General features: G+C 58.2%; 15 protein-coding genes. 2 read left to right on the top strand and 13 right to left on the bottom strand.

Features of this window, described 5'->3' with window-relative positions; genetic code table 11:
• Window position 1 precedes the first annotated feature (1 nt).
• Window positions 2-1,345: a TrkH family potassium uptake protein gene (locus ACTIEN_RS11860; protein WP_439523351.1), complete on the top strand. Its 1,344-nt coding sequence runs from the start codon at window positions 2-4 to the stop codon at window positions 1,343-1,345.
• Between the two features lie 794 nt (window positions 1,346-2,139).
• On the opposite strand, the gene ACTIEN_RS11855 is transcribed toward ACTIEN_RS11860, so the two are convergent.
• The 12 genes from ACTIEN_RS11855 to ACTIEN_RS11800 all read right to left on the bottom strand — a co-directional run bounded on the left by ACTIEN_RS11855 (window position 2,140) and on the right by ACTIEN_RS11800 (window position 14,712).
• Window positions 2,140-2,919: an XdhC family protein gene (locus ACTIEN_RS11855; protein WP_439523350.1), complete on the bottom strand. Its 780-nt coding sequence runs from the start codon at window positions 2,917-2,919 to the stop codon at window positions 2,140-2,142.
• The gene (locus tag ACTIEN_RS11850; RefSeq protein ID WP_439523349.1) at window positions 2,916-4,097 is read right to left on the bottom strand and encodes a vWA domain-containing protein; all 1,182 of its coding nucleotides are present in this window, start codon (window positions 4,095-4,097) and stop codon (window positions 2,916-2,918) included. The genes ACTIEN_RS11855 and ACTIEN_RS11850 overlap by 4 nt, the downstream gene beginning before the upstream one ends.
• Window positions 4,094-4,969 (bottom strand): AAA family ATPase, encoded by an 876-nt coding sequence (locus ACTIEN_RS11845; protein ID WP_439523348.1) that lies wholly within the window; start codon window positions 4,967-4,969, stop codon window positions 4,094-4,096. The genes ACTIEN_RS11850 and ACTIEN_RS11845 overlap by 4 nt, the downstream gene beginning before the upstream one ends.
• Window positions 4,970-5,019: 50 nt before the next feature.
• Window positions 5,020-7,446, bottom strand: coding sequence for an aerobic carbon-monoxide dehydrogenase large subunit (locus ACTIEN_RS11840; protein ID WP_439523347.1), 2,427 nt, complete (start codon window positions 7,444-7,446; stop codon window positions 5,020-5,022).
• Window positions 7,443-7,937: a (2Fe-2S)-binding protein gene (locus tag ACTIEN_RS11835; RefSeq protein WP_439523346.1), complete on the bottom strand. Its 495-nt coding sequence runs from the start codon at window positions 7,935-7,937 to the stop codon at window positions 7,443-7,445. Before ACTIEN_RS11835 ends, ACTIEN_RS11840 begins: the two co-directional genes overlap by 4 nt.
• Before the next feature lie 14 nt (window positions 7,938-7,951).
• Window positions 7,952-8,806 (bottom strand): FAD binding domain-containing protein, encoded by an 855-nt coding sequence (locus tag ACTIEN_RS11830; protein ID WP_439523345.1) that lies wholly within the window; start codon window positions 8,804-8,806, stop codon window positions 7,952-7,954.
• Between the two features lie 112 nt (window positions 8,807-8,918).
• On the bottom strand, window positions 8,919-10,046 hold the full coding sequence (locus ACTIEN_RS11825) for an MHYT domain-containing protein (protein ID WP_439523344.1): 1,128 nt from the start codon (window positions 10,044-10,046) through the stop codon (window positions 8,919-8,921).
• A 111-nt stretch (window positions 10,047-10,157) separates the two neighbouring features.
• Entirely contained in the window at window positions 10,158-11,339 is a 1,182-nt protein-coding gene (locus ACTIEN_RS11820; RefSeq protein WP_439523343.1) for a phytanoyl-CoA dioxygenase family protein, read from the bottom strand.
• A gap of 193 nt (window positions 11,340-11,532) precedes the next feature.
• On the bottom strand, window positions 11,533-11,751 hold the full coding sequence (locus tag ACTIEN_RS11815; RefSeq protein ID WP_439523342.1) for a hypothetical protein: 219 nt from the start codon (window positions 11,749-11,751) through the stop codon (window positions 11,533-11,535).
• 15 nt (window positions 11,752-11,766) lie between these two features.
• The gene (locus ACTIEN_RS11810; protein WP_439523341.1) at window positions 11,767-12,561 is read right to left on the bottom strand and encodes an ATP-binding cassette domain-containing protein; all 795 of its coding nucleotides are present in this window, start codon (window positions 12,559-12,561) and stop codon (window positions 11,767-11,769) included.
• Window position 12,562: 1 nt separating this feature from the next.
• On the bottom strand, window positions 12,563-13,687 hold the full coding sequence (locus tag ACTIEN_RS11805) for an ABC transporter permease (RefSeq protein WP_439523340.1): 1,125 nt from the start codon (window positions 13,685-13,687) through the stop codon (window positions 12,563-12,565).
• 77 nt (window positions 13,688-13,764) lie between these two features.
• Window positions 13,765-14,712, bottom strand: a complete 948-nt coding sequence (locus ACTIEN_RS11800) for a sugar ABC transporter substrate-binding protein (RefSeq protein WP_439523339.1) — start codon at window positions 14,710-14,712, stop codon at window positions 13,765-13,767.
• A 159-nt stretch (window positions 14,713-14,871) separates the two neighbouring features.
• Between ACTIEN_RS11800 and ACTIEN_RS11795 the strand changes: the two genes are divergently transcribed.
• Complete coding sequence (locus tag ACTIEN_RS11795) at window positions 14,872-15,873, top strand: LacI family DNA-binding transcriptional regulator (protein ID WP_439523338.1); 1,002 nt, start codon at window positions 14,872-14,874, stop codon at window positions 15,871-15,873.
• Here ACTIEN_RS11795 and ACTIEN_RS11790 read toward each other — a convergent pair.
• Window positions 15,870-17,003 carry a Gfo/Idh/MocA family protein gene (locus ACTIEN_RS11790; RefSeq protein ID WP_439523337.1) on the bottom strand — a complete coding sequence of 378 codons (1,134 nt, stop codon included), beginning with the start codon at window positions 17,001-17,003 and terminating at the stop codon, window positions 15,870-15,872. The genes ACTIEN_RS11795 and ACTIEN_RS11790 overlap by 4 nt on opposite strands.
• Window positions 17,004-17,010 lie beyond the last annotated feature (7 nt).

The raw sequence follows: 17,010 nt of genomic DNA, 5'->3' as shown, positions 1-17,010 counted from the left end.
CATGGCATTCCAACTCTCGAAACTGGTGAAACGGTTCACCAAGCTTCGCATGCCGCCGCCCGCGGCGCTTGTCATCTTTTACCTCGTTTTCATTGGCTTGGGTGCTATCCTGTTATGTCTGCCAATCTCGCATAATGGGGACATCGGGCTGGGAGAAGCGCTTTTCACATCAACCTCTGCTGTGACTGTGACTGGCCTTGTTCTTGCTGATACAGGTGCTGCCTTCACGGGTTTTGGTCAGGCTGTGATCGCCGTACTTATCCAATTGGGCGGGTTGGGTTTGATGACTTTTGCGGTGCTGCTGCTTGGCGCGCTTGGCATACCCGTGGGCATGCCGCAGCGGCTGATCCTGCGCGAAGACCTGAACCAGACATCGCTGTCGAACCTGACCTATCTTGCGCGCATCATCCTAATCATTGCCCTTGTTTGCGAAGCGATCGGTGCCGCCTTGCTTGCCTTCGTATTTGTTCCGGAGTTCGGCTGGAATGGTGTCTGGCAGGCGATTTTCCATTCGATTTCGGCCTTCAACAACGCAGGCTTTGCCCTACACCCCGACAGTCTGTCGCAATGGGTGGGCAATTCGATTGTCAACATCGTGATCCCGGCCCTCTTCATTCTGGGAGGGCTCGGTTTCATTGTCGTGGGGGACATCTATGAAAAACGTCAGTGGCGCAGACTGACACTGCACTCCAAACTGATGCTGCTGGGGACCGCGGTTCTGATTGTATGGGGGAGCGTCATGTTCGGCATTCTGGAATGGACGAACCCGAACACCTTGGGTCCGTTGAACACGGTCGACAAACTATGGGCAAGCTGGTTTCAGGGCGTCACCCCGCGCACGGCCGGGTTTAATACGATTGACACCGGCGGGATGCATGACAGCGCGACGATGCTAACGATGACGCTTATGCTGGTTGGCGGTGGTAGCACCTCGACCGCGGGAGGGATCAAAGTGACAACGCTTTGCGTATTGTTGCTTGCGACCGTTGCGTTTTTCAGGCGGCAAACCACATTGCATGCCTTTGGTCGGTCTTTGGGTGTGGATGAGGTGATGAAAGTTCTCGCGCTCACGACTATTTCCATGCTGCTTGTCCTAACGGGAATTTTTGTCACCTCGATCAATCACGACGGCCAGTTCATTGACCTCGCCTTCGAGGTGACATCGGCCTTCGGTACGGTTGGTCTGTCACGCGGAACCACCGGAGAGCTTGATGGTATCGGCAGGGCCATCATCATGGTGATGATGTTTATCGGTCGGGTTGGGCCCCTGGCGATCGGGTTTTTCCTCGCCACCCGTAGTGTCCCAAGGGTAAAGTATCCCGCCGGGCAAGTATATCTTGGGTAGCTCCGCCACACCTTCTGGTCGATGCGCTTTGCTGGATAGATCAACGGATCGAAGGGTAGCTTGGTACGCAACTTGATCCTTCAGCGTTTGTTCCCGCTGCGGTTTGTAGGAATGACCACTTTCCCCGCCGCGCAATTGCGTAGATATTTACGCTGTTGCAACTATTTCCACGCTGCGCGCGCATGCGTCGAATGTTTGACACTGCCAGGATCGGCTGAAAGCCAACTTGCGGCGGTGCTCGACCGCCGGACGCATCGCAATGAGCAGGGCCAGTCGGGTGCAAACCGTTAGACCACCCCGGGTGGCGCAGTCCCCGCCCAAGGACATAGGTCGCGCAAGGAACAATCCAGCACCCGGATCGGCGTGTGCATCGTCAGGCGGATTTTCGGCAGGCTTCCACATGCGCCTGACTAAAAATTTGCGACGCAGGCCGGAAATCATGCGTTTGAGACTGTTCATGGTGTCTCTTCCATGTCGCGACTTGGCAGGGTTTCGTGGGGTTGGGGTGCGCCGTTTTCCGTGCGGAACCTGCCGCCCCAATACGGCGCGCACCGGACGTGTTCGGGGTGCATTCCTGTTACCCCGTGGGCATTGGCGATTTCGGATTGGCCAGACGAAGCGCGCTCAAACGAGCCGGGACGGCTATGTCGCCATGCACGGCGGCAACCGGACCCCGCCTTGAAGATGCGGCGCGGTGACCGTCGACGATACGAGGGGTCATCAGGACACCGCAGACGGGCACACGCTGCGTGTTGCGTGTCCTGTATGGAGGTAAATCGAAGCGGACCATCGGATCACACCTGCGCCTCGATCACGGTCGCACGCCGTGCCTGAACCAGTTGTGCAAGGATCGACAAGGCGATTTCTTCCGGTGTCACCGCGCCAAGATCAAGCCCGGCCGGGGCTTGCACGCTCTCGACCAAGGATTGATCCATCCCTGCAGTCACCAGCTTTTCCGCAAGAGCTGCGAACTTGCGGCGACTGCCCACGAAGGCCACCCAGTCCGTTCCGTTGGCCAAGGCTGCCTTCAACGCATCGAGGTCTCCCTGACCTTGGGTCGCCACCACGATGAAGCGTTGCCGGTGTGCTGTGTTTTGCTGCGGCGTCACGCTGACGGACCAATGGAATTGCGGCGCAAGGGCGCTGAGCGCTTGTGCAACCGGCGATGCGCCCATGACCACAAGTTGTGGGATTGGCAGGCAGGGTTCGATGAAGATATCCACCGTGCCGCGCGACGGACAGCCGTTGCGCGCAAAGCTCGTTCCGTCCACCGTTTCCCCGGCGGTTACGCCTTTCTCCGCCAACAGGTCCTCGGGCGCGACCGAGACAAGCTGCGGCGTGCCGTCCTGCAACGCCTTGAGAGCTGCCCGCTTAACCGCGCCTCGTGTACAACCGCCACCCAACCAACCCTGCAGGATTGTCCCGTCCGCGCTTAGCAAGGCCTTCGAGCCAGGCTTGGCGGCGGTCGACCCGGCGGTACGCACGATCGTGGCAAAGGCAAAAGGTTCGTCCTTGGCACGCAGCTCTTGTGCAGCCTTGACCAGATCGTCAGAGAGAACGCCAGTCGACGTCATAACGTCACAAGCTCGGGTTCCAGAGCTGCCAGATCGCTCAACGTGTTTGCGGCTGCAAAAAGATCGAGATGCGGCAAGGCCGCGGCCATGCCGGAGGCTACGGGCGCATAGTCTTTCCAGCCCTTGAGCGGATTGAGCCAGATGATCTTGCAGCCGCGCTTTTTCAAGCGCGCCAAGGCGTCCGAGATCATTTTGGGATCTTCCGTGTCATACCCGTCCGACAGGATCAACACGACGCTGCGCCCGTCGACAAATCGCTTCGCATAGGTCTGGGCAAAGCGCATCAGGGAAGGACCGATTTTCGAGCCACCGCCAAACCCGTCGGCCATCAACGACATGCGCCCGATCGCGCGCAGCGCATCCTTGTCGCGCAAGGCGTCGGTGATGCGTACAAGCCGCGTGTGGAACAGGTAAGCATCGGCCGAGGTATCGGCGCGCATCAAACCCGCCAGAAAGGCGAGGAATACCTGCGCATAGACCGTCATTGATCCGGAAACATCGCACAGTGCCACAATCTTGTGTGGCCGGTCAGGGCGGTGTTTGCGAAACAGGCGCAGAGGCTCTCCACCCGTGGTCAGGCTGTTACGGATGGTCTTGCGAAAATGCAGACTGCTGCCCTTGCGCGCTGCGATCCGGCGGCGCGAGCGTTTGTCCCGCAATGCGGAGCCGATCCGGCGCGCGACATCTTCGGCGGCGGCGATCTCGTCGGGGCGCACCAAGTCGCGCAGGTCGCGGCGGTTCAGGTTGGTTTGTTCGGTCGCGATCAATTTGCCTGTGCCGTCGCTGTCCGCCTCGCCGCCGCAACTGTCGGGCGAGGTCGCGGCACCCGAGGCCCCGGCGTCTTGGCCTGTCGCATCGCGGGACGAATGCACGTCGTCACTGATGGTCGATGACAGGGTCGGGATGACCTTTTGTCTGACCCGCCCGGCATCCATCCAATAGCTGTCGAAAAGGGTGTCGAAGCGTTCGGCGTCTTCCTTGTTTCCAGTGCAGACGGCCCGGAGCGCCCTGCGGCTGTCATCTGGTCGGATCGCATCAACCACGACCAGTGCCGCCATGGCAATATCAGTTTCCCCCACCCCAAGCCTAAATCCGTTCTCGCGCAAATGCGCGATGAAGCCTGCAACCCGCGCCGAGGGTCCGGGGTCGCGCGAGGCGAATTTCGTGACACGGCTCATGCCGCTTTCCCCGCAATGCGGCTTGCGACTTCGGGAGCGATCTGGGCCAGATCACTTTGGGTCTTGAGAAGGGTCGTCAGTGTCGAATGAAGCACTGCGGGGTTCTCGGTGAGGTCGGCGATGCCAAGGCCCATAAGTGCGGCCGCAAAATCCAGCATCTCTGCAACGCCGGGCGTTTTCTCGAGTTCTTCTTCACGCAATTTCTGCACAAAACCCACGACCTGATCGGCAAGGCGTGACTCCACTTCGGGACAACGCGCCTTGAGGATCGCCAGTTCGGTCGCCCGATCCGGATAATCGACATAGGTGTACAGACAGCGGCGGCGCAATGCATCCGACAGATCGCGTGTGCCATTCGAGGTCAGGATCACGATTGGTTTCGTCGTCGCCGTGATCGTACCAAGCTCGGGAATCGAGACCTGATAATCGGACAGAATTTCGAGCAGGTAGGCCTCGAATTCTTCGTCGGCGCGGTCGATCTCGTCGATCAGCAACACCGGCGGCTTGTCTTGGGTAATTGCCGCCAGAAGGGGGCGTTCCAACAGGAAGTCGCGGGAAAAGATGCGGTCTTCGACGGTCTTGCCGGTTTCGCCGTCTTCTGCCGCAGCTCGGATGGTCAGCAATTGGCGCTGGTAGTTCCATTCGTAGATGGCCTGCGCCGCATCCAGCCCGCCGTAGCATTGCAACCGGATCAGGCGGGTGTCCTCAACCACGGACAAGGTGCGCGCAATCTCGGTCTTGCCAACGCCAGCCGCGCCTTCAAGCAACAGCGGTCTGCCCAGCGACAACGCCAGTTGCAGCGCCACGGCCAGATCGTCAGAGGCGACATAGCCTTCACTCGCAAGGCGGGATTTCAGATCGGTCCAAGTCATTTGCTTTGTCGCGGTCCGGCGGGGCTCAAGACCCCGCCAGACCTTCGCCTTTACCCGTGCAGACCAAGGTCATTGGCGGTCTTCCAGATCCGCCAGTGATCGTGCGGCATGTTGGTATGCGTGTTGCCAAAGGGGCGGAACGCATCCTGCACCGCGTTCGAGAAACACGGCACACCGCCGACATGTGGGCTTTCCCCGACGCCCTTGGCTCCGATCGGGTGATGCGGGCTGGGTGTGACGGTGAAGTCGGTCTCGTAATTCGGAACCTCCCATGCGGTTGGCAGGAAGAAATCCATCAGCGTGCCGGTCTTGACGTTGCCCATGTCATCATAGGCAATTTCCTGACCCAAAGCGACGGCAAGCGCTTCGGTCAACCCGCCATGCACCTGTCCTTCGATGATCATAGGGTTGATCCGCGTGCCGCAATCGTCCAGCGCATAAAAGCGGCGGATCTCGGGAACACCGGTGTCGATATCAATATCCATGACACAGACATAAGCACCAAATGGGTAAGTCATGTTGGGCGGGTCGTAGTAGCTGACCGCTTCAAGCCCCGGCTCGATGCCCGGAATGGCCTGATTGTAGGCGGCGAAGGCGATTTCCTTCATCGTCTTGAACCGGTCCGGCGCGCCTTTGACGACAAAGCGGTCCACGTCGAATTCCACGTCGTTGTCATGGACTTCAAGAAGGTAGGCCGCGATCATCTGGGCCTTTGCGCGGATCTTGCGTCCGGCCATAGCCGTCGCGGCACCCGCGACGGGTGTCGAGCGTGACCCATAAGTGCCAAGGCCATAGGGGGCGGTGTCGGTGTCACCCTCTTCAATGGTGATGCTGTCAGCCGGAAGTCCAATCTCGGAGGCGAGGATCTGGGCGAAGGTTGTCGCGTGGCCCTGTCCCTGGGAAATCGTGCCAAGCCGGGCAATCGCAGAGCCGGTCGGATGGATGCGGATCTCGCAGCTGTCGAACATTCCAAGTCCCAGAATATCGCAGTTCTTGACCGGTCCGGCCCCGACGATCTCGGTGAAAAAGCTTAGACCAATACCCATCAGCTTGCGCGTCTTGCCCGCCTTGAAGTCCTCGACACGCTGGGTCTGTTCGGCACGCAAACCGTCATAATCGACTGTCTTGAGCGCCTTGTCCCACGCCGTGTGATAGTCGCCGCTGTCATATTCCCAGCCAAGGGCAGCCTTGTACGGAAACTGCTCTTTCTTGATGAAATTGATGCGGCGCAGTTCTGCGGCATCCATATTCAGCTTGATCGCAAGCACTTCGATCATGCGTTCGATGAAGTACACGGCCTCGGTCACGCGGAAGGAACAGCGATAGCTGACGCCGCCGGGGGCCTTGTTTGTATAAACGCCCTCGACCTCCAGGTAAGCGGTCGGGATGTCATACGACCCGGTGCAGATGTTCATGAACCCGGCAGGGAACTTGGTGGGGTCAGCGCAGGCATCAAAGCCGCCGTGATCTGCGGTGACGTGACACTGAAGCCCGGTGATCTTGCCCTCCTTGGTGGCAGAGATCTTGCCGGTCATGTGATAGTCCCGCGCAAAGGCGGTGGTCATCAGGTTGTCCATCCGGTCTTCGATCCATTTGACCGGCTTGCCGGTCACGATCGACGCCACAACCGAGCACACATAGCCCGGATAGACCCCCACCTTGTTGCCAAAACCGCCGCCGATGTCGGGCGAGATGACGCGGATATTGTGCTCTTCGATGCCCGAAATGAGGCTGACGACCGTCCGAACGGCATGTGGTGCCTGGAAAGTGCCCCAAAGCGTCAGCTTGCCGTTGACCTTGTCCATCGACGCCACGCAGCCGCAGGTTTCTAGCGGACAGGGGTGGGTGCGGTGGTAATACATGGATTCTGTCGCCACGACGTCGGCATTGGCGATGACTTCCTCGGTCGGTTCCTTGTCGCCCGCTTCCCAGGTGAAGATGTGGTTGGCATGTTTGCGAGGACCGTGCGCGCCCGCTGGGATAGAGCCGTCCTCGGCCACCAGATCCTCTCGCAGCACGACATCCGATTTCAAAGACTCGAACGGATCGACGATGACGGGCAACTCTTCGTACTCGACCTCGACCGCTTCGATCCCATCGGCGGCAGCGTAGCGATCTTCGGCGACGACAAAAGCCACTTCCTGTCCCTGGAACAAGACTTTGCCGTCAGCAAGCACCATCTGCTTGTCACCGGCGAGCGTGGGCATCCAGTGCAGACCCAGCGGTTCCAGATCGGCAGCCGTCAGAACGGCCAGGACACCCGGAACTTTCAGCGCGGCTTCTGTGTCGATACTGACAACGCGCGCATGGGCATAAGGCGAACGGACGAAATCTCCGAAGATCATGCCATCCAGCTTGATGTCGTCGACGTAGTTGCCTTTGCCTTGCGTAAAGCGTGCATCCTCGACCCGCTTGCGCGAGCATCCCATCCCCTTGAGGTTGGCGACGCGTTCGTCGCGTGTCACTTCGTCCTTCATTCCGCCGCCTCCTTGGCTGCATTCATCTCGACCGCTGCGGCCCGGATGGATTTCACAATGTTCTGGTAGCCTGTGCAGCGGCAGATGTTGCCGGCCATGCCAAAGCGGATGTCCTCTTCGGTCGGGTTAGGGTTCTCTTCCAGAAGTTTTGCGGCCCGTGTGATCATGCCGGGCGTGCAGTAGCCGCACTGCAAACCGTGGTGTTCCTTGAAAGCGGTCTGAAGCGGGTGCAGATTGTCCGGCCCACCAATACCTTCGATCGTGGTGACTTCGGCACCGTCAGCCTGCGCAACGAACATTGTGCATGACTTGACCGACTTACCGTTGATCGTGACGGTGCAGGCTCCGCAATGTGAGGTTTCGCAGCCGATGTGAGGCCCGGTGATGTTCAGCCGTTCGCGCAGCGTGTAGATCAGAAGTTCGCGCGGCTCGGCCAGAAACTCCTCGTCCTTGCCGTTAACGTTCAGCTTTATGTGCATTTTCTTGGACATGGCAATTCTCCGTTTCAGGCGCGCGACCAGGCGCGCTCGATGGCCCGGCGCAGAATGACGCCCGCAACATGTTTTTTGAACGCGACCGGGCCGCGATTGTCTTCGGTCGGGTCGATGTCGCCAAGCATCGCGGCCATGGCGGCCTTGATCGCGGCATCATCAACCGTCGTGCCGACAAGAGCGTCACAAGCCCCGGCGGAATAGATCGGCGTGTCGCTGAGGTTAGTCATCGCGATGGCTGCCGACACACAGATGTCGCCATCTTTCACGATCTGAACCGCAGCCGCTGCCGTGGCATAGTCACCGATCTTGCGCTTTTGCTTTTCGTAGGCATACCCCCCTTTGGGCATGGGGATCGTTACCGATGTCAGGACTTCGTTGTCCTCGCGCGCCGTCATGTAAGCGGCCTCGTAGAATTCGCGAGCCGGAATTTCGCGCTCGCCGTCCTGACCGACGACCAAAAAGCTGGCATTCAGACACTGCATCAGACCAGGCATGTCATTGCCGGGATCGCCGTTGGCGACGTTGCCGCCCACTGTCCCCATGTAACGGACCTGCGGGTCTGCGATCTGCAAAGCAGCTTCACGCAGGATCGGCGCGACCTCTGCCAGAGCGGCGTTGTCGATGATGTCGTGTTGCGTGACCAGAGCACCGATGCGAATGTCGTCCGCGCCAATCTCAATGTCCGACAGGCCGACGACAGACTGAAGGTCGATGAGATGTGGTACATCCGCCATTCGCAGCTTCATCATCGGAATGAGGCTATGCCCCCCCGCCATGACGCGGGCGTCGTCGCCATGCTCTTCCAACAAGGACAGGACACCGGCCATGTCCGTGGGCCTGTAATACTCGAATGCCGCTGGAATCATCGGCTCTCCTCCCAAAAAGCGATTGATCTTTGCTTTGGGAAGTACCGCACATTTCGGCGCTGGACGGCTTCAGAAAACCAATGAAATGCAGGGGTTTTGCACGAAATGCACCCTAGCTTGCACGAACTGCGCCAACCCGCGCCGAAAGAGCATCCTGTATGGTCTTGAGCTTTGAGCGGCTGACCGGTGCAGGCGGCAAATCAGAGCCTGCAAATACGCATCGTCCATTGTACTTGCTTCGCTCGAAACGTGCCACATGGCTCGGATTCACCAGGTAGCTGCGATGCGATTGCAGGAAACCAGCCGGTACGAGGCGCTTCGTCGCTTCCGTAATCGGCCAGACACAGAACAACCGATCTTTCGAGGTATACACCTGTGTGTAGTGACCATCAGCGCGCACAAACAGGACGTCGCCCGCATCTATGAACACCTTGTGTCCATCCCGCTCGCACGGAATCCGCTGAACCGCCGCAGCGTCCAGGTCTGGTGAAGCAACGCGCCCCTCTGGCGCCACATCTTGTGGGTCTTCGCCGACCAGATAGGTCACGCTTACCCACAGGCAGGCACCGAAGATGACAAAGCTGAAAAAGATCACACCAAGCGCCAGGGTCTCGTTGCTCATCGAAGGACCAAACTCGGAACTGCTGGGTTCGGCAACAAAGTTGGTCCCGGCCATCGCCAAAAAGTGGACCGCGCACACCGCGAACGCAAAGAACAGTGTGCCAAGGATTATGTTGCGGTTGGTTCTTCGCTCATATGCGATCCAGAAGGCCAGAATGCACAATCCGATTGCCGACAGGGACGACAGGACGACCCCATGCGTCGTGTACACTGCACGGCACAGCTCCAGACCTGCCATACCGACATAGTGCATGACCAGGACGCCAACGCCGACGATCCCTCCTGCCAGAACGATGATGGTGCGGGTCCGTTCGGTGAAATGCAAAATCATCAAAGCCGCGCCCACGATCAAGATCGCCAGCAACGCCGACACCAACGTGATTGCGCCGTCATAGTAAAACAGGATGGGCAGTTGCAGACCGAGCATGGCCACGAAATGCATCGCCCAGATACCCCCGCCCAATGCTATGGACGCCAAAGAGATCGCGACTTTCTTCTGGAACTCGGTTTTTTCCGCAAGATCGCGTGTCAGGGATAGCCCTGTGAAGGACGCAGCAAGCGCCACCACGCAAGACATCGCGATCAGGAAGCCGCTGTTGGAGACATTCAGGAAGTCCATGTTTGCATAGTTGCCCAGATTTCAGCTGCTTTGCAAATAAAGCAGGAGCAGAACAAACAGGAAAACGCAGTCCAAGCACGCCGTTTTTGACAGCATCTATAAGTGAATCAATCAAGCCAGTCGCTTGTTTTCCTGCGCATCAAGCTGCGTATCGAAATCCGGTGCCGACAGGTTTTGCAAAACAAACTCTTTCAGCAAAGCCTGCTGCGTTTTCGGCGCAAGCCCATTGGCCGGTGGATCAGTATCCAGATTGGTCGGGAAGGAATATCCTTCGGCGGTAGAGGCAATAACCGCATCCAGTTCTGACTCCGTCAGGCCACCATTTTCCCAGAGCCTAGCGAGGATAGGATAGACCAGCTTGCTCATTCTCACACGGTCCACCGTTTCCATCGCTCGACCAAAAGCCGAAGAAACCTGAAGCAGGTTGACCATGCGATGCACGCTCTCACTGCGGTTTTCACCGGCGGCGTGAAAGAGCGCGGGATTGAAAAAGAGTGCGTCGCCTTTTTCAAGAGGAACCTGCACATGGTGCTTTTCAAAATAGCTACGAAAATCATCCCGGCGCCACGCGGCATAGCCCGGACGATAGAGTTGCGAAAACGGGAGCAGTTTGGTTGGGCCGCTTTCAACAGGCATGTCGCAATGTGCAATGCCGCCCTGGAGCGTCAGCAAAGGCGACAGATCATGCACATGTGCGGGGTAGGTCGCGCTGATCTCTGCGGTTTGAAATCCCAGGTGGTAGTCGCGATGCGCCTGTTGGGCCTTGCCTCCGGGATGCACGAGGTTGATCTGCGCTGTCATTTGGTAGTTGGGACCAAGCCAGGCTTCGCAAACGGCATCAATGGCGGGATTGGCAAAGTACTGGACAAAGGTCTCCGGTGCGACCTCGCATAGTTTTTGCAGCGCGTTCCAGATCCGGTCATTGCTTCCAGCCGCCGCAAAGTGATCCGCGCCTCCGCCATTCGCTGCTTTTTCGTGTTCGATGATGGCGTTGTAGACCGACGTAGCGGCATCAATAGGTGTTGTGTCCGCATAGGTGGATTTGAGCACCAGAACGCCGGGGCCATGCAACAGAACATGCGCCCATTCTGCCATGAGCAATCGGCGTGCCTTGGGATCGGCAAGAGACGAGCGCAGATGCGTCACATCGTACATCGGGATGTTCTTTATGACTTGGCTGGCCTGCGGGGCCGTTTCGGGGCGCATGGCTTGCTCGACCAGATCCGAAAAATCGCCAAGATTGCAGTCCGTTTGGTCGTAATATCCCGACGATATGTTTTCGATCACCGTCATTCCCCTTTTCAAATCCGCGAGGTTCTCATCAAGCGCCGTCTGCAACGGCTCTTGCAATTGGTTTGCGATCCGGCCCTGATCCGGGTCACTGTCAAAGTGCCATGTGCCCGGTGATCCTGCCCTTGCAATTCACATTCAAAAAGCGGCGGTCCGGCGGGTTTGCAGGGCGATAGCACCCGGACAAGTGACATCGCTAAGCAGGCGGTTCGTCATCATGCAGATCGAACGCAAAGAAAAAGACGTATCCCGCATAGATGCCGATGCCTCCTGCCAACATTGCCCAGAAAGGGTTCGCTGCGACAACTTCAAGACCTGTCCAGATCGCAAGGACGGCGAACGTGACCACCCGTCGCCACATGGGTCGGAAAAACGGGACACGCAGGTCCAACAGTTTCTTGCGTTGCTGCACCATGTCCGTTCCTTCTTTTCAGACCGTGCCGCCAAGAGAGCCTTCAAGTGTGGCCAGTTCCTGACCGCCTGCCATCAGGTCCTGTAGCTCTTCCGGTGTGATCTGCCCCCGTTGCGCCGTGCCAAGTGTCTGTCCCCGATTCAATACCGTGAAGCGGTCACCGACAGCCAATGCATGGCGGACATTGTGCGTAATGAAAACAACCGCCACCCCCTGTTTGCGAACTTTATCAACGGTCGCCAGTACGTTTGATGTCTGCCGCACCCCAAGGGCCGACGTCGGTTCATCGAGGATCAGAACCTTCGCCCCAAAATGAACCGCTCGGGAAATGGCGACTGTCTGACGTTCCCCCCCTGACAGCGTGCCGACCGCCTGATCGGGACCACGAAGGTTGATGCCCATCTCCCGCATCGCTTGCATGGTTACACGATCAGCCAGTTCGCGGTCAAAGAACGATATTCCCGCGATCTTCTTGGTGGGTTCATTTCCCATGAAGAAGTTGCGGCTTACGGACATCAAGGGGATCATTGCCAAATGCTGGTGCACCGTCGCAATCCCGGCATCCATTGCATCGCGGGGATTGTCGAAACTCATCGGTTTGCCGTCGAACAGGATCTCGCCTTTTGTGGGTTTGTGGACCCCTGACATCGTCTTGATGAAGGTCGATTTGCCCGCACCATTGTCGCCCAGAAGGCAGTGGCATTCGCCGGGATAGACTTCGAGCGACACCCCGGCGAGCGCGATTACAGCTCCGAAGTGCTTTTCGATATTCTTCATCTGGATGATCGGGGCGTGGGTCGTACGCGAGTTCATATCAACGTTCCCCGGTGATCATGCGACGGATGTAGGTGTTGAGGATCACAGCACCGAGCAGGATCACACCAAGAAACACACGAAACAAAGAGCTTTCGACTCCGGCAAAGAACAGGCCCTGCTGAACCACTCCAAAGATCAATGCGCCAAGGGCGGCGCCGATGACCGATCCATAGCCGCCGGTCAGAAGCGCACCGCCGATGACAACGGCAATGATCGCCTCGAATTCCTTGAGCAGACCACGATCCGCGCCAGCAGAGCCGAACTCCATGACCTGACATGTGGCGAACACGGTCGCGCAGAAAGCGGTGAACATGAACATCAGGATCTTTACGCGATTGACCGGAACACCAGAGTTCCGCGCCGCTTCGGCATCACCGCCACTGGCAAAGATCCAGTTGCCGAAGCGCGTGCGCGTCAGCACGATATGGCCAAAGACAACAAGGACAAGTGCCCAGACAATCAGCATCGGGATACCATCGACAACCGGCTCTCCTGCGCGCGAACCGCGTTCGAATGTTGAAATGAGGCCCGCGTCAGCAAGCCAGATGAAGACGTTCCCAAAAATCTTGCCGCCGAACAATGCGGCAAGCCAGTCGCCTTCGGCAGCCTCGGCCACACCGCCAATGATCGTTTTGCGCTCGATGGTCTGGGGCAGGAAGATCGTAAAACCGCGAAGAATGAAGAGAAAGGCAAGTGTCACGATAAAACTGGGCAACCCTGTTCGTATGACGATGATCCCGTTCAAAGCCCCGATCGCCACGCAGATGACAAATGTCACGATGATCGCCAACCAGACCGGCCATGTCATTGTGATCGTGAAGATCGCGATCAACATCCCTGAAAAACCGATCATTGATCCGACCGACAGGTCGAACTCGCCCGCGATCATCAACAGGCAGGCTCCGACGGCGATGATCATGAATTGGGCGGAAACCGTGGACCAGTTCAACACGCCCTGACTGCTGAACATGCCGCTGTCAAATGCGGTCAGCAGGAAAAAGGTGAAGACTAGAACTGTCCCGCAAATGCCCCCCAGTTCGGGGCGGATCAACGCTTTGCGAAATGGTGAAATTTCTTTGATGCGCTCGTCTGGCACTGACGCCGCCTTTGTCGCTTCGCTCATCCTCTTGCCTCCCGGTAGGATTGCTTTCGGCGAAAAGGCCGGTCCCTTGGGTGTGGACCGGCCAGAGGTTCAGGCGCTTAGCGGTATTCACCCGCGAATTTTTCCACCATCTCGAGTCCGTCAGCCGTCACGAAGCCGGGTCCGGAGTTGATGTTGTTGCCGGGAAGCACGCCATAGCGGTGATAGTTCGCCATGACGACAACCGGCAGATACGCCTGCAGGAAGGGTTGCTGGTCGATGCCCCATTTGATCGTGCCTGCCTTGATACCTGCAACGATATTTTCGCCAAGGTCAAAGGTGCCGAAATAGATGGCCCCCGCCATGCCGTTCTCGTCGAGCGCCAGAAGCGTCGGATCAGCCGAGGTCGGCCCAAGCGTCAGAATCGCGTCGGTTTCGGGATTCGCGTTGAGATACGCAAGGACGCGGTTCTTGATTTCTGCCGGGTCTTGACCCGAGTCGATCATCTGGTTGCCAAGTTCGACTTCCAGACCGTCTGCAAATCCCTGGCACCGCTCTGTGGAAGAAGGTGAGGAGATGTAGTGGTTCACGCAGAGAAAGCTGCCGACGCCATCGCCTTTGGCACGCATACCCGCAGCGTATCCCGCATCGTATTCGGGCTGGCCGACATACATAAGGGCACCGACCTCGCGCGCCTGTGCTGGTGTGCCGGAGTTCATGATGATCACATCAATACCGCTGTCCACGGCAGCCATGATGGGACCTTTGAGAACGTCATAGTCACTCAGGGTGGTGATGATGCCATTCGGACCAGAGGCAGCGGCCTGTTCGATGATCCGTGCCATGTCGGCAAGGTCGCCTGTCGGCGGATTGCGATATTCGACGTTCACACCCATCTGCTCACCGGCAAGCGCGATGCCGTTCTTGATGGTGTTCCACCAGCTGTCGCTGTCGGGCGCGTGGCTGACCAGAACATAGTTCAGGCTTTCGTGACCCGCCGCCTGTACTGTCACAGGCGCGGTTAGGACCGCTGCGCCAATCGCAAGCGATTTGATAATGCTTTTCATGAATTCCTCCCAGACTTTCATTCTTGACCTGACCGGCGCGGTTGATCCGCCTGTCGGGATCAAGAGAAGCACAAGGTTGACAAATATGCAACCGGTTGCAAAATCCAATCTCACATTTCAACCGCGGTGAAACAGGTTCTGAAAAATGGGGATGTCCGGATGCCGATTACACTGAAAGACGTTGCAGAACGTGCCGGCGTTTCCCGCTCTGCAGTGTCGCGCACCTTTACAGAGGGTGCGTCGGTTTCGCTCAAGACTCGCAAGAAGGTTGAGAAGGCGGCGGCTGACCTTGGCTACAGCCCCAACGCATTGGCCTCGTCGCTCACCACTGGACGGACCAAACTGATCGGCCTGATTTTAAACAACTTTCAAAATCCGCTTTTCCTTGAGGTCTTTGATCTTTTTACCCGCAGCCTACAGGATAGGGGCTTGCGCCCGCTTTTGGTAAATCTGTCGCAAGAGACCGAACCGGAAGCGTCGCTCAGAATGCTGCGTCAGTATTCGGTCGACGCGGTGATCGTGGCGTCCTCTACCCTTTCTCCGGAATTTTCGATGGCCTTTCAAGAAGCACAAATCCCGGTTGTCCATTCCTTCGGGCGCTTTGCCAGTGCGCCGCGTGTCAATGTCGTGGGGATCGATAACGTGGAATGCGGGCGTATGGCGGCGCGGACTCTGAAGGCGCGAGGGTATACTCGAATCGGATTTCTGGGCGGCCCGCGAGAGGCAACAACGACCATTGACCGGCGCAAAGGGTTTCTCGAAGAATCCGCGACGCAAAGCAACCTTGTCGTTTCCGAAAGCTTTGCCACTGCCTATTCGTTTGATGCCGGGCGTGCCGAAATGCTTGATCTTCTGAAAGGCGACCGTGCCGAGGCGTATTTCTGCGGGGATGATGTGTTGTCGATCGGAGCTTTGAGCGCCGTTGCCGATCACGGGCTGAACGTGCCCGAAGACATTGGCATCATCGGATTGAACGACATGGAAATGGCGCGATGGGAAAACATCAACCTGACCACAATTCGCCAGCCCATTCGCCAGATCATTGCCAGTTCGATTGAGCAGGTTGTGGCCATGCTTGAAGACCCCACACGGATGCCCGAAGCGCGGCTTTTCCCGTGTGAGATCATAGAGCGTGGAACGCTTCGCCCTCTTCGAACCTAGCGAAACATCGGCGGGCGGGCATCGACCCACGCGCCCTGATCGCGCGCCGACGCGACGGCTGCCGCGACAGCCGCCATCGACCGCACCCCATCCTGAGCTGTTGGCAACCCGTCGCGGGCTTCACCAGACAGTGCTGCCGCCAGATCCACATAGATGTTGGCCACGGCCAAAGGAAATCCTTCGGGATGGGCGATGGCAACGCGGGACAGGCGGGTGGCCTCATCCGATAGGCCGCTGTCGCCCTTTTCCATGATCTGGGTTCGCCCCCCAACCGGCGTGTAAAAAACCTGGTTTGGTTGCTCGGAGGCCCAACGCATGCCACCGGTCTCACCGAAGATCTGAATGTCGAAACCGTGCTGCCGACCGATGGCCACGGACGAAGTCCAAAGCCGCCCGACTGTACCGCCTTCCATTCTGAAGTTGACCATCGCATCGTCTTCAAGCTGTCTGCTGGCGATGGTCGATGCAAAATCGGCAGACAGACTGCGGACCTCGTCACCGGCGATGAAGCTTGCCATGTGGAGCGCATGAATGCCGCAATCCGCAAACTGACCGGACACCCCCGCCATCGCGGGGTCGTACCGCCAGCGCACACGCGGATTGTCGGCATCGGTGGCATCCCCATGGTGACCGTGGCTGAAGTTGGCTACGACCAGTCGCACCTTGCCAATCTGACCGCTGCGCACGACATGGCGCATTTCCCGCACCATCGGGTAAGCCGAGTAGCAGTAATTCACCGCGCAAATCTTGCCGCTGTCCTTGGCAACACGGACGATTTCCTCGCCCTCCTCAACCGTCATGGTCATCGGTTTCTCACACAGAACATTGAACCCGGCTTGCAGGAATGCCTTGGTGATTTCAAAATGAGTGCTGTTCGGAGTCGCGACCGTGACAAGGTCGATGCGGTCCTCGCGCGCGGTTTCACCGGCAAGCATATCCTGCCAGTTCGCATAGGCGCGGTCCTGCGGTATTCCAAGCGATTGGGCATAGGCGCGCCCTTTTTCGGCATCCACATCCAACGCACCCGCGACAAAGTCGAACAGACCGTCAGCCTGTGCGCCAAGCCGGTGTGCAGGTCCGATCTGGCTTCCTTGGCCGCCACCGATCATGCCCCATTTCAGTTTGGTCATTTGGAAA

The sequence above is a fragment of the Marivita sp. genome (genome assembly GCF_051859345.1).
Lineage (GTDB): Bacteria > Pseudomonadota > Alphaproteobacteria > Rhodobacterales > Rhodobacteraceae > Marivita.
The sequence above is the reverse complement of the archived record's forward strand: the minus strand, read 5'-3'. Positions and strand labels throughout refer to the sequence as shown.

Excerpts from the sequence above, each read along its gene's own strand:
- ACTIEN_RS11860 (WP_439523351.1), top strand. The coding sequence starts at position 2 with ATGGCATTCCAACTCTCGAAACTGGTGAAACGGTTCACCAAGCTTCGC.
- ACTIEN_RS11855 (WP_439523350.1), bottom strand. The coding sequence starts at position 2,919 with ATGACGTCGACTGGCGTTCTCTCTGACGATCTGGTCAAGGCTGCACAA.
- ACTIEN_RS11850 (WP_439523349.1), bottom strand. The coding sequence starts at position 4,097 with ATGAGCCGTGTCACGAAATTCGCCTCGCGCGACCCCGGACCCTCGGCG.
- ACTIEN_RS11845 (WP_439523348.1), bottom strand. The coding sequence starts at position 4,969 with ATGACTTGGACCGATCTGAAATCCCGCCTTGCGAGTGAAGGCTATGTC.
- ACTIEN_RS11840 (WP_439523347.1), bottom strand. The coding sequence starts at position 7,446 with ATGAAGGACGAAGTGACACGCGACGAACGCGTCGCCAACCTCAAGGGG.
- ACTIEN_RS11835 (WP_439523346.1), bottom strand. The coding sequence starts at position 7,937 with ATGTCCAAGAAAATGCACATAAAGCTGAACGTTAACGGCAAGGACGAG.
- ACTIEN_RS11830 (WP_439523345.1), bottom strand. The coding sequence starts at position 8,806 with ATGATTCCAGCGGCATTCGAGTATTACAGGCCCACGGACATGGCCGGT.
- ACTIEN_RS11825 (WP_439523344.1), bottom strand. The coding sequence starts at position 10,046 with ATGGACTTCCTGAATGTCTCCAACAGCGGCTTCCTGATCGCGATGTCT.
- ACTIEN_RS11820 (WP_439523343.1), bottom strand. The coding sequence starts at position 11,339 with ATGACGGTGATCGAAAACATATCGTCGGGATATTACGACCAAACGGAC.
- ACTIEN_RS11815 (WP_439523342.1), bottom strand. The coding sequence starts at position 11,751 with ATGGTGCAGCAACGCAAGAAACTGTTGGACCTGCGTGTCCCGTTTTTC.
- ACTIEN_RS11810 (WP_439523341.1), bottom strand. The coding sequence starts at position 12,561 with ATGAACTCGCGTACGACCCACGCCCCGATCATCCAGATGAAGAATATC.
- ACTIEN_RS11805 (WP_439523340.1), bottom strand. The coding sequence starts at position 13,687 with ATGAGCGAAGCGACAAAGGCGGCGTCAGTGCCAGACGAGCGCATCAAA.
- ACTIEN_RS11800 (WP_439523339.1), bottom strand. The coding sequence starts at position 14,712 with ATGAAAAGCATTATCAAATCGCTTGCGATTGGCGCAGCGGTCCTAACC.
- ACTIEN_RS11795 (WP_439523338.1), top strand. The coding sequence starts at position 14,872 with ATGCCGATTACACTGAAAGACGTTGCAGAACGTGCCGGCGTTTCCCGC.
- ACTIEN_RS11790 (WP_439523337.1), bottom strand. The coding sequence starts at position 17,003 with ATGACCAAACTGAAATGGGGCATGATCGGTGGCGGCCAAGGAAGCCAG.